General features: G+C 61.6%; 8 protein-coding genes. 7 read left to right on the forward strand and 1 reads right to left on the reverse strand.

What is annotated here, in order from left to right; genetic code table 11:
• Window positions 1–9: 9 nt before the first annotated feature.
• Complete coding sequence (locus ACZYR5_RS05090; protein ID WP_489088891.1) at window positions 10–1,038, reverse strand: histone deacetylase family protein; 1,029 nt, start codon at window positions 1,036–1,038, stop codon at window positions 10–12.
• Between the two features lie 1,022 nt (window positions 1,039–2,060).
• Here ACZYR5_RS05090 and ACZYR5_RS05095 point away from each other — a divergent pair.
• The 7 genes from ACZYR5_RS05095 (at window position 2,061) to ACZYR5_RS05125 (ending at window position 12,005) form a co-directional block, all read left to right on the forward strand.
• Window positions 2,061–3,371: a nucleotide sugar dehydrogenase gene (locus ACZYR5_RS05095; RefSeq protein ID WP_489088890.1), complete on the forward strand. Its 1,311-nt coding sequence runs from the start codon at window positions 2,061–2,063 to the stop codon at window positions 3,369–3,371.
• 89 nt (window positions 3,372–3,460) lie between these two features.
• A complete protein-coding gene (locus ACZYR5_RS05100) occupies window positions 3,461–4,942 on the forward strand; it encodes a glycosyltransferase family 2 protein (RefSeq protein ID WP_489088889.1) in 1,482 nt (493 codons plus the stop codon).
• Window positions 4,943–5,006: 64 nt separating this feature from the next.
• Window positions 5,007–6,173, forward strand: coding sequence for a PilZ domain-containing protein (locus ACZYR5_RS05105; RefSeq protein WP_489088888.1), 1,167 nt, complete (start codon window positions 5,007–5,009; stop codon window positions 6,171–6,173).
• Window positions 6,170–7,555 carry an SEL1-like repeat protein gene (locus tag ACZYR5_RS05110; protein ID WP_489088887.1) on the forward strand — a complete coding sequence of 462 codons (1,386 nt, stop codon included), beginning with the start codon at window positions 6,170–6,172 and terminating at the stop codon, window positions 7,553–7,555. Before ACZYR5_RS05105 ends, ACZYR5_RS05110 begins: the two co-directional genes overlap by 4 nt.
• The gene (locus ACZYR5_RS05115; protein WP_489088886.1) at window positions 7,552–8,985 is read left to right on the forward strand and encodes an alginate export family protein; all 1,434 of its coding nucleotides are present in this window, start codon (window positions 7,552–7,554) and stop codon (window positions 8,983–8,985) included. Before ACZYR5_RS05110 ends, ACZYR5_RS05115 begins: the two co-directional genes overlap by 4 nt.
• 21 nt (window positions 8,986–9,006) lie before the next feature.
• The gene (gene algG / locus ACZYR5_RS05120) at window positions 9,007–10,581 is read left to right on the forward strand and encodes a mannuronan 5-epimerase AlgG (RefSeq protein ID WP_489088885.1); all 1,575 of its coding nucleotides are present in this window, start codon (window positions 9,007–9,009) and stop codon (window positions 10,579–10,581) included.
• An 11-nt stretch (window positions 10,582–10,592) separates the two neighbouring features.
• Window positions 10,593–12,005 carry an alginate O-acetyltransferase AlgX-related protein gene (locus ACZYR5_RS05125; protein WP_489088884.1) on the forward strand — a complete coding sequence of 471 codons (1,413 nt, stop codon included), beginning with the start codon at window positions 10,593–10,595 and terminating at the stop codon, window positions 12,003–12,005.
• The last annotated feature ends 23 nt before the right edge of the window (window positions 12,006–12,028 follow it).

Here is a 12,028-nt window from a genome sequence, read left to right on the forward strand (position 1 = left end):
CAATCCTCGTTAAGCGCTTTCAAAGCCCTGGAGTACGTTGACGGCGTTGATGCCGATTTCTTCCACCGCATAACCGCCTTCCATGACGAACAGGGTCGGCTTGCCGAGGCCGGCGATGCGCTTGCCCATGGCCAGGTAATCCGGGCTGTCGAGTTTGAATTGCGAGATCGGGTCGTCCTTGAAGGTGTCGACACCCAGGGACACGACTATGACGTCGGCGCCATAGCGCTCGATTTCCTGGCAGGCCTGTTCCAGCGCTGCGCTCCAGGCATCCCAGCCACTGCCGGCCGGCAGTGGATAGTTGAAGTTGAAGCCTTCGCCGGCGCCTTCGCCGAGTTCGTCATCGTAACCGAGGAAGAACGGAAATTCGGCTTCCGGGTGGCCATGGATCGAGGTGAACAGCACATCGTTGCGCGCGTAGAAAATCGATTGGGTGCCGTTGCCGTGGTGATAGTCGACGTCGAGGATCGCGACCTTTTTGTGACCCTGGTCGAGGAACGCCTGGGCGGCGATGGCGGCGTTGTTGAGGTAGCAGTAGCCGCCCATCAAGTCGCCGGCCGCGTGGTGTCCCGGTGGTCGGCACAGGGCGAAGGCACTGCGGGCGCCGCGCTGGATCTCGGCCTGCGCGGTGAGGGCCACTTGTGCGGCGCTGTAGGCGGCTTGCCAGGTGCCGGCAGTAATGGGCGCGCCGCCGTCGAAGCTGTAGTAGCCGAGTTGGCCGTGCAGGCTGGTCGGCTTGACCTGACGCAAGGTGCGCGCCGGCCAGGTGTAGGGCAGCAGGTCGCCGTCGGTATTGAACTCGGTCCAGCGTGCCCAGGCGCCCTTGAAGAATTCCAGGTAGTCGTGGCTGTGGATGCGCGCGATCGGCTCCAGGCCGAAATCCTTTGGCGCCTCGACCGGGCCTAGGTTCTGCTGTTGCACGCGCTCCAGCACATGGTCGGCACGCGATGGCATTTCGAAACAGGGCTTGAGCTGTCCGTCGATCAATTCACAGCGACCGTGGTGCAGGTGGTGATCGTCCGAGTAGATGGTCAGCATATTGTTGTTCTCCGCAGGGCTGGTTCGGTTGAACACAGTCTTGCGGCGTGCGCTGTTTGAGTGAACGGCAGGAAAGGCCAAAAGGGGATAAATACGGCCAAAAAAACTGTCCGAAATTCGCCCCTTTTTGCCGGGGCATGGCGTTCAGCGCAACCCGGGTGAGATTAAACGGCAAGAACCTCAATTGATCGATTGAAACGGTCTCGTTGCGTGCGAAAGACTCCAGCCGTTATCGCTATTCTGATAAAAGTACTTAATCAATATACTGGCGTGCAAGTCATTGAGCACGTTACCCATTCGGCTATTCACCTGAATGGCTGCAAGTCGTCAGGTGGCTTCTGATGAATACATCGCTAGTACTAAAGTAGTAAGGCGCTGACACAGAAGTTTTCACGTGGGATATGAGTGCGTTTCCCTCCAGCACAAAGCGCCTTTCCAGAGAAAGAACGAAACTGTGCGTCCCAAGAACAGGGTGTCGGAGCGTCGACAAAAATACAGCGCCATTAAAACAGCATCGTCTGTCATATATCAGTCGTCATTAATATGGCGAGCGCGATAACGTGGAAATATGGCGCGTCGGCCGTAAATATATTGTCGTCATAAAGCTGACAACTAGTTTTATCTGACTGTTAAACACCTGCGCTGCCAGTGTTTTGGCGTCATTGGCTTAATTTGGTTATTTGTTGTTTATTTTGAATGGCTCTATTGCTTTGCGTTGTTTAAGTGCTCACCATGTGCCCCGACCTGGCGCTGCTGACGAAGAATTCGTAGCTTGGGTAGTGGTGCGCTAACTCGATCTTTTGTTTGTCATGTGCTTGCCGGTAACGTTGTTTGTTATGCGGTAGTGGCGCCCGTGTGGGTGCTCGCAAAATATGTTCAAGTTACTCAAGTTTATTTATACCGGGCGGCGTATGTAGCGCAGTCCTGCTGTTTACTGGTTATGAATTCAAGTCGCCTGTAAATGGATAGGGGAATGTTATAGGGACATTCCATGGCCTCAAGTTGCAAGGAGCGTTCGTAGCATGCGAATCAGCATATTTGGTCTGGGTTACGTCGGTGCGGTATGTGCCGGATGCTTGTCGGCACGTGGGCATCAGATCATCGGGGTCGATGTCCAGGCTCTCAAGATCGACATGATCAACAGTGGCAAATCGCCCATTGTCGAGCCGGGTCTGGGCGAGTTGCTGCAGCAAGGGGTTGCCAGCGGCAAGCTGCGCGGCACTCTGGATGTCCGCGAGGCTGTCCTCGAAACCGATATTTCCTTCCTCGCACCGCCGACGCCAAGCAAGCGCAATGGTGATCTCGATGTGTCCTACATCGAAGAAGTGTGCCGGCAGATCGGCCAGGTTCTACCGCAAAAGACCACCCGTCACACGGTCGTGGTACGCAGCACGGTGCTGCCGGGCACTCTGCGCGAGGTGGTGATTCCGACCTTGGAACAGTATTCCGGGCTCAAGGCCGGCGTGGACTTCGGCGTGGCGGTGAACCCCGAGTTCCTGCGCGAGAGCACCGCGATCAAGGACTACGACTTCCCGGCGATGACGGTGATCGGCGAGCTGGACAGCACTTCTGGCGACCTGCTGGAAGAGATCTACAGCGAGCTGGATGCGCCAGTCATCCGCAAGACCATCGAAGTCGCGGAGATGATCAAGTACACCTGCAACGTCTGGCACGCGGCCAAGGTCACCTTCGCCAACGAGATCGGCAACATCGCCAAGGCGGTCGGCGTCGACGGTCGCGAGGTGATGGAGGTGATCTGCGAGGATCGCAAGCTCAACCTGTCCAGCTACTACATGCGTCCGGGCTTCGCCTTCGGCGGCTCCTGCCTGCCCAAGGATGTACGCGCGCTGAGCTACCGCGCCGGCCAGCTGGACGTCGAGTCGCCGCTGATCGAGTCGCTGATGCGCAGCAACGCCGCGCAGGTGCGCAAAGCGTTCGACATCATCGCCAGTTACGACAAGCGCAAGGTTGCGTTGATGGGACTGTCCTTCAAGGCCGGTACCGACGACCTGCGTGAAAGCCCGCTGGTGGAGCTGGCCGAGATGCTCATCGGCAAGGGCTTCGACCTCAGCATCTACGACAGCAACGTCGAATATGCCCGTGTCCACGGCGCCAACCGTGACTATATCGAGTCGAAAATCCCCCATGTTTCGTCGTTGCTGCGCTCCGACTTCGACCAAGTCGTCGCCAATGCCGACGTGATCATCCTGGGCAACGGCGATGAAGCCTTCGCGCACCTGGTAGAGCGGGCTCCCGCCGACAAACAGGTGTTCGACCTGGTGGGGTTCATGCGCAAGTCCAGCGGTCCCGGTCTAGAGGGTATCTGCTGGTAGAGCCGGTGCAGTGATGTTCGTGGGGCGCCCTGGCAACAGGCGCGGCGCCCCAGTTGCCGTATTGTCGATCAGTCATACAGGTCCGAAACATGGATGTTTTTCAGAGTCGCCTGCGCTCAGCCGCAGGGTGGTTACTGCTGGTAACCACGCTCATGGGGATGGCATTGCTGCTGCCGCGCAGCACTTTCGACCCTGAGTCTGTCGATTTCATTCTGCTGCTGGGTGTCATTGGCATCTGGCGCTATTCCATGGGCGCCGTGCATTTTGTACGAGGGATGATCTTCCTCTATCTGGTGTTCCCCTGGTATCGGCGCAAAATGCGCCAACTGGGTGCGGCAGCGGACCCGTCCCACGTGTTCCTGCTGGTCACCAGCTTCCGCATCGAGGCACTGACGACCGCCCAGGTCTACCAATCGGTGATCCGCGAGGCCATCGCCTGCGGCTACCCGACTACGGTGGTGTGCTCCATCGTCGAACGTTCGGACGAGCTGCTGATCGAGAGCCTGTGGCGGCAGATGAACCCACCGGCGCGGGTTCGGCTGGACTTCGTGCGCATCGCCGGAACCGGCAAGCGCGATGGCCTGGCTCACGGCTTCCGCGCCGTTTCCCGGCACCTGCCCGACGACGATTCGGTGGTGGCGGTGATCGATGGCGATACTGTACTGGAGCAGGGCGTCATCAAGAAGACCGTGCCCTGGTTCAAGCTGTTCCCCAATGTCGGTGGCCTGACCACCAACGAATTCTGCGAGGTGCGCGGCAGCTACATCATGAGCGAGTGGCACAAGCTGCGCTTCGCCCAGCGCCACCTCAACATGTGCTCCATGGCGCTCTCCAAGCGTGTGCTGACCATGACCGGGCGCATGTCGGTATTCCGCGCTAGCGTGGTGACCAATCCCGGCTTCATCGCCGACGTCGAGAGCGACCATCTGGAACACTGGCGCCTCGGACGCTTCCGCTTCCTCACGGGCGACGACAAGTCCAGTTGGTACAGCCTGATGCGCCTGGGCTACGACACTTTCTATGTGCCGGACGCCTCCATCAACACCGTTGAGCACCCGCCGGAAAAGAGCTTCATCAAGGCCAGCCGCAAGCTGATGTTCCGCTGGTACGGCAACAACCTGCGGCAGAACTCCCGCGCCCTGGGCCTAGGCCCGAATCGTCTGGGCTGGTTCACCTGCCTGGTACTGGCCGACCAGCGCGTATCGATGTGGACCAGCTTGCTGGGGCCCACCGTGGCGATCATTGCCAGCCTCAAGTACGGCTTCGCCTTCCTGATGGTGTACCTGCTGTGGATCGGTCTCACCCGACTGGCGTTGACGTTGCTGCTGCTGGCCTCCGGGCACAAGGTGGGGCCGGCTTATCCGCTGATCCTCTATTACAACCAGATCATGGGCGCGCTGGTGAAGGTGTATGTCTTCTTCCGCCTCGACCGGCAGTCCTGGACCCGCCAGAACACCAAGCTTAATCGCGACCTGGCCAGCTTTTCGCGCTGGTTCAACACCTGGTCTTCACGCGCCATGACCTTCTCCGCGGGCAGCGTCTTTCTTGCCTTGCTGATGTTCGTGGTGTGATCGGCGAAAAGGACCCAGAAACCTTGAAGCCAGGTTCAACTTACTAATTTGAAAGGGAAAAATTATGAGTGCAGTGATCAGCCCGGCGGGCAACGCCAATGTGGTGCATGAGTCCGAGGCGCAGCGTCAGCATGCGCGCCTGAAGCTGCCGGCAAAGGTCCGGTTCAAGGGCCAGGAGGGGGGCGTCCAGGAAGTCCAGCTGATAGACCTGTCCGCAGGCGGTTTCAGCTTCGAGCAGGGCAGCCAGTCGGTGGTCGAGGGCAAGCTCTATCGCGGCAAGCTGATGTTCGAAGTGGAAGGCATCGGCTTTGCCATGGATGTCCAGTTCCAGGTGCGCTCGATCATCGACGGCAAGCGCGCTGGCTGTGAATTTCACAACCTGCGTCCGCGCGAGATGTCGGCGCTGCGCTACATCATCAGCTCGCTCATCAGTGGCGAACTGGTAAATGTAGGTGGCCTGATCAGCATCCTCCAGCGCGAGAACTTCACCAAGGCCCGTGGCGGCAAGGGCAATGAAAAGCTCAGCGTGCTCGGCCGCCTGCGCGCCATGGGTCTGACGTTGGTGATCCTGGTCGCCGGCCTGGCCGCCTTCGCCTACGTGCTGTATCAGTTCTACGACATCTACTTTGTCACCCACGCTGACTCGGCGCAGGTCAGCGTGGCCGGCGCGCAGGTCGCGATGCCGCGCGAAGGCACGGTGCAAAGCCTGGTCGCCGTGGGCAGCACGGTCAGCAAGGGTGCGCCGGTGGCGACCTTTTCGGCGAACATGCTGGATGCCCTGAAGGGCGCGCTGCCGGAGTCGGAGATGACCCCGGACAATCTGGAGCGCCTGTTCAACAAACGCTTCCAGGGCACCCTGACCAGCCCTTGCGACTGCAAAGTGGTCAGCCAACTGGTGGGTGACGGCCAGGTGGCAGCCAAGGGCACTGCGGTATTCATGCTGGCGCCAGTGGACAGCGTCGCCACCGTCGAAGCCCGTTTCCCGTACCGCGCGTTCAACAAGCTGCAACCCGGCACCCCGTTGACCTTCCTGGTGGGTGGCGAAACCGCCGAACGCAGCGGCCGGATCACCAGCATTGCCCTGCAGGACGGCGGCCTGGCTTCGGACATCCGCGTGAACATCCAGCCTGACGAGCCACTTGCCAGCGATCTGGCCAAGCGCCCGGTTGACGTGCGCATTCGCCCATTGAACGGCTTCTTCGCCATCAACGGCCTGGCGTCCGAAAAATGAACAGCACCGGACTAGCATGCGGGCTGCTGGGCTCGCTCAGCCTCGGTCTGCTGGCTGGTTGCGTGGCGTTGCCCGACCTGCAACTGGCCAAGGAGGCCAAGGGCACGGGTGACCTCGCGACCGCGGAGCAGAACTACCGCGTCCTCGCCAGCCAGGGTTACGTCGAGGCTCAGGTCGGCCTCGGCGACCTGCTGGTGCGCAGCCCTACGATCGAGCAGCGGATGCAGGGCGAGACGCTGTATCGCCAGGCCCTCGATCGCTCTCCGGCGGCGCCCGCACGGCTGGGTAAATGGCTGGCGAGCAAGCCGCAGGCGAGTCCTGCCGAGCGCCTGGAAGCCGAGCGGCTGCTGCGCCAGAGCCTGGCGGCCGGCGACAACAGCGCACTGCTGCCACTGGTGCAACTGCAGCTGCAGGATCCGCAAAGGCTTGCCAGCGGCGAGCTTGAGCGCGAGCTGGAGCAATGGCAGGCGCAAGGCATCGCCGAAGCCCGGCTCGGCAAGGTGCTGCTCTACCGTGCGCGCGGTAACTACGAACAGAAGCTGGATGAAATCGCAGCCATCTGTGAGGGCTGGCTGGACCAGGCCAGCGAGTGCTATCTCGAACTGGCCGAGGTCTACCAGCGGCGTGGCGACCAAGACAGCCAGCAGCGGTTGCTGGCGCGTCTGGATTCCGCCTACCAGGCCGGTCGGGTGTCGCCTGATCGTGTGATGGGCGTTGCCAAGGTATTGGCCGACAGCAGCCTGGGCGAAGCGGATCCAAAGGCTGCCCAGGCGCTCTACACGCGTATTGCGCCGGCCTATCCGGATGCCTGGTGCGGGTTGGCCGAGCTGGTCCTGCGTTTCCCTGACCTGGGGGATGCGGCGGTACTTACCGGCTACCTGAACAAGGGGGTCGAGGCCGGCTCCAGCCGCGCCGCGCTGATGCTCGGGCAACTGTACCTCAAGGGCCAGGTCGTACCGGCCGATCCTCGGGCGGCAGAACAGTACCTGCTCCAGGCCGCGCCCGGCCACCTCAAGGCGCACCTGCTTCTGGGCCGGCTGTACCGCGAGGGTGCGCTGGGCGACATCGAGCCGCAAAAGGCCCTGGAGCATCTGCTGATTGCGGCACGTGCCGGCGATCCGAGCGCCAACATCGCGCTGGCCCAGCTGTTTGGCGAGGGCAAGGGGGTGCGGATCAACGCCGTCTACAGCTACACCTTCGCCAAGCTCGCCTCGCGTCAGGGCATGGCCCAGGGGCAGGTCCTGATGGAGCGCATGGCGCCCAGGCTGAAGGCGCAGGACTACCAGCAGGTGGAGAGCCTGCTGGCTCGTGAAATCGAAGCTCGCGGTGGCCAGCAGGTCACCGCCAGGAATCAAGCTGATCAAGCGCAGGAAGTGCTATGACTTCGAAATACCGTCCAGTCACCACGCTGGCCTGCATGGCCGGATTGCTGGCCAGCTCCGTCGCACTGGGGGCACAGCCGCAACCCGGGTTGTCTTATGGCGCCAATCTCAAGTTAACCGCGCAGTCGATCGATGACCTCGATCTGGGTACTCGCGACGGTGGCGACTTCAATGGCCTCGGCCTCAGCGTGCGACCCTGGGTCTACAACCGTCAGGGCGACTGGAGCGCCTTCGCGCTCGGCGAGGCGTTCCTGGCCACCGACACCATCGAGTCGGACACCAGCGAATCCGACACCTTCGACCCCAATGACGCCCGTGATCGCGAGGACCAGTTCCTCGCCATGCACGAGTTCTGGGTCGACTATGGCGGCCTGAGCGCGTATCCGGGAGAGTCCCTGCGCTTCGGTCGACAGAAGATCCGCAGTGCCGACGGCCTGTGGTGGGACAGCAATATCGAAGCCTTGCGCTGGAACTTCGAGACCACCCTGCTCAGCGCCCACGTTGGCATCGCCGAACGTTTCAGTGACTACCGCACTGACCTGGATGAACTGGCACCCGACGACAAGGATCGCCTGCACCTGCTCGCCGACCTGTCCTGGCAGTGGCAGCCGGGTCACTGGGCCGGGGTGAAGCTCCATCACAGCGATGATGGCGGCAACCTGCCGGGGGTAGGTGATTCTGTGGACCAGATGAGCAAGACCACGACCGGCGACCTCACCTGGCTGGGGGCTGAACTCAATGGCGATTTCTACAACGAGCGCAGCAACCTGCCGCTCAACTACTGGGCCGCCGCCACGTGGCTGACCGGTAATGTCGACACCTTGCGCACCAACACCGTCAACGGCCGGCGCCAGGCCAACGGCAAGGTCAGCCAGGATGTCGATGCCTGGGCGCTCGACCTCGGCCTGCGCTGGAACATCGACCAGAACTGGCGCGTCGGTACCACCTACATGCGTGCCAGCGGCGGCTCCGACGGCGACGACTCCGAGCAGTTCCAACAGACCGGGCTGGAGAGCAACCGCGCAAAATTCACCGGCACCGGCAGTGCCATCAACCGCTTCGGCGAAGCCTATCGCGGGGAGATGAACAACCTGCAGGCGGCCAGCGTGTTCAGCGGCTGGCGGTTGGACGAGGACTACGACGCCAGCCTGGTCTACCACCGCTTCTGGCGGGTGGATGACCAGGCCGACAGCAGCAGCGGCCTGAAGGCCCAGTTGGTGCCGGGCGAGAAGGATATCGGGCAGGAAGTCGACCTGGTGGTGACGCGCTACCTGAACCGCGGGCAGATCCCGGCCGGGATGGAGTGGCTGAAAGCATCCTCCGCGCTGATCCGCTTTCGAGGCGGGCTGTTCTTGCCGGGCGATGCCTTCGGCAAAGGCACGGACTCGAGCATGCACCGCGCATTCGTTGATTTTGTCTGGCGTTACTGAAGGCCGCCTGCCGAGCTGACCATGGAGTTGGACGCTATGTATTCACACACAACAAACAGGCATCGCTGGGCCGCCGCCGCGGTCCTCGCGGCTAGCCTCGCGTGGGCGGTCGTGGCACCGGCCGGGGAAACCCCCGCACCTGCTTATCAGGTGTCGAGCATTCCCGCCGAGTCGGTACTGATCGAGCCGCCGAAGTTGCCCGATCTGTCGCCCTATACCGCCGAGGCGGTGAGTGCCCGGATCGTGCGCAAGCCCACCGGTAACGTGGTGCTCAAGCGCATGATCGGCCCGAATCAATTGGTGGAGTTCACCGGTGGCGACGAGCGCTTGCGTGAGTGGGTGAAGCGCCAGGGTGAAATGCCCCAGGCGATTTTCATCGAGGGTGGCTATGTCACGCTCAAGGATCTCGCCCGCAGCCTGCCGAAGAAGTATTTCGAGGAGACCGAGCCGGGCATCTACATCGCTCGCCTGCCGATCGTCGTCAGCCAGGGCGCGACCCTGCACGTCGGCGCCGAAACCCGCGACTTCCGCCTGTCCAGTGAGCGCGGCGCGTTCCTGATCAACGACGGCAAGCTGTTCATCATGTACACCCGCCTTACCGCCTGGAGCGAGACGGAAAACCAGCAGGACTGGTTCAAGAAGAAGGGCAAGTTCCGTCCCTTCCTCAACGCGTGGGGCGGTACCGAGACCTACATCGTCAACTCGGTGGTCTCGAGCCTTGGCTACACCGCGAGCAAGTCCTATGGCGTCTCCATTTCCCAGTACAGCCCGGCGATGCATCCGACCATGCAACGCGACCATCCCAGCGGCTGGCTGATTGGCTCGATGTTCGACGACATGTGGTACGGCTTCTACTGCTACGAAGCCTATGACGTGGTGCTCAAGGGCAATACCTACCGCAACAACCTGGTCTACGGTATCGACCCGCATGACCGCTCGCGGCGCCTGATCATCGCCGAGAACACCGCCTATGGCACCCGCCAGAAGCACGGCATCATCGTTTCCCGAGAGGTCAACGACAGCTGGATCTTCAACAACCGCTCCTACGAGAACACCCTCTCCGGGATTGTGGTCGACCGTACCAGCGTCAATAACGTGCTGGCCAACAATGAGGTTTATCGCAACGGCTCCGATGGCATCACCATCTACGAGAGCGGCGACAACCTGTTGTGGGGCAACCGGGCGTTCAACAACGCGCGGCACGGCATTCGTGTGCGCAACAGCGCCAATGTCGGGCTCCATGAAAACCTCGCGGTGGCCAACGGACTGCTCGGTATCTACGGGCACGTCAAGGACCTCAACGGCACGCCCCGCGACCTGGCACTCGACCCCTTCGACATGAACCTCTCCCTGACCGTGGTGGGCGGTCGCCTGATCGGCAACGAGTCGGGCGCCATCTCCGTCGTGTCGCCGCAAAGCGTGAAGCTCTACGGGGTGGAAATGCTGATGCCGACCCAGCCCAGCGGCATCGGCATATTCGGTGCGCTGGCCAAGGAGCAGAGCCGAATCATCGACCTGCTGGTGCGACAGAAGCAGGCCGTGCTGGTCCTGCCGCTCGACAAGTTGGCGCAACTTCAAGTGAGTGACAAACAATGAAACGGAGTTCAATGGGCCGCCTTGTCCAAGGGTGGCTGGCGTGCGCCTCGGTTGCGACGCTTTTCACCAGTTCCCCGAGCCTGGCCGCCGAGGCGCCTGAATACGTGATCGAGCGCTGCTGCCAGATCTGCCCGCAGGCGCTGCAGGACAGCAGCTACACCGGTGATCTGGGTGATTTCAGCCGATTGGTGCAGGGGCAGGAGGATTGGCTGTTCCGCAGCAAGATCGACCTCATGACCAACATCGGCACCACGCCCGAAGGTTTCAAGCTGCTGCAGGACCTGCGTGATGGGCTCAAAGCCAGGGGCGTGGAACTGGTGATGGTCTACCTGCCACCGCGTGGCCTGCTCGTCACTGAAATGCTCAACCCGCAGGAGCGCAGCAGCTTCAATGCCGAACTGTCGCGCCGCAATTACCTGGCGACCATCGAGCGCCTGCGCAGCCTGGGCATACGCGTGCCGGATCTCACCGCACTGCTGGACCTGCCGGCCGACGTGCGGCGCAAATTCTTCTTCAAGCGCGATAACCACTGGACGCCGCAAGGCGCTGAGCTGACTGCGCAATTGCTGGCCGCCGAACTCAGCAAGGCGAAGGTCTTCAAGGGGATTGCACGCAAGGAATTTGCCACGCGCACGGAGGGCAACCTGTACAAGGTCGGCTCGCTCAACCAGGCATTCGGCAAAATCTGTGGCAGCGGTTACGCCAATGAGTATTTCACCCGCGCAGTGACCGAGCCCAAAGAAGAGAGCAACGAGCTGTTTGGCGATACCGAGCGGCCCGACGTGGTGCTGGTCGGCACCAGTTTCAGTTCCGCACAGTACAACTTCGATGGCTTCCTCAAGCAGTACGCCAACATCGACGTGGATAACCGCTCGGTGACCGGCGGTGGCTTCCACAGTGCCATGCTGCAGTACCTCGGCACCCAGGACTTCCAGGACAGACCACCGAAGATGCTGGTCTGGGAGGTCAACAGCTATTACGACCTGGCCATGGCGACTTTCTATCGCCAGGCCATGCCTCTGCTGGATAACGGTTGCCAGGAAGTCACGGCGGATCTGGACCAGAAAGTGACCCTGCGGCCAGGCAAGAACGAGGTGCTGGTCAACATCGGGGTCAAGCCGATCCGCAGTGAGGACTCCGTCGTCGAGCTCCAGTTCAGCAAGCCCGAGATCAGCGATTTGCGCAGTACCGTCTGGTACATGAGCGGCTCCAGGGAAAACCTGTTGATCAGCCGGTCGCGGGAAGTCGAGTCGAATGGCCGCTTTGTTTTCCGCTTGCGCGAGGACGCCGAGTGGGCGGGACAGACGCTGCTCTCCCTGGATATCGAGATGCCGGCAGACATGCCCCCGGGGCTGCAGGTCGAGGCGAAGATCTGTCGCCGGGCGGACAAACCGGCGAGCGCGATGCAAGCCAAGGCCGATTGACCTGATGGGGCCCATGCGCCTGG

The organism is Pseudomonas sp. F007 (assembly GCF_057814275.1).

Bases quoted from the DNA above. Each gene is read 5' to 3' on its own strand.
- ACZYR5_RS05090 (WP_489088891.1), bottom strand. From the start codon at position 1,038: ATGCTGACCATCTACTCGGACGATCACCACCTGCACCACGGTCGCTGT.
- ACZYR5_RS05095 (WP_489088890.1), top strand. From the start codon at position 2,061: ATGCGAATCAGCATATTTGGTCTGGGTTACGTCGGTGCGGTATGTGCC.
- ACZYR5_RS05100 (WP_489088889.1), top strand. From the start codon at position 3,461: ATGGATGTTTTTCAGAGTCGCCTGCGCTCAGCCGCAGGGTGGTTACTG.
- ACZYR5_RS05105 (WP_489088888.1), top strand. From the start codon at position 5,007: ATGAGTGCAGTGATCAGCCCGGCGGGCAACGCCAATGTGGTGCATGAG.
- ACZYR5_RS05110 (WP_489088887.1), top strand. From the start codon at position 6,170: ATGAACAGCACCGGACTAGCATGCGGGCTGCTGGGCTCGCTCAGCCTC.
- ACZYR5_RS05115 (WP_489088886.1), top strand. From the start codon at position 7,552: ATGACTTCGAAATACCGTCCAGTCACCACGCTGGCCTGCATGGCCGGA.
- algG (WP_489088885.1), top strand. From the start codon at position 9,007: ATGGAGTTGGACGCTATGTATTCACACACAACAAACAGGCATCGCTGG.
- ACZYR5_RS05125 (WP_489088884.1), top strand. From the start codon at position 10,593: ATGGGCCGCCTTGTCCAAGGGTGGCTGGCGTGCGCCTCGGTTGCGACG.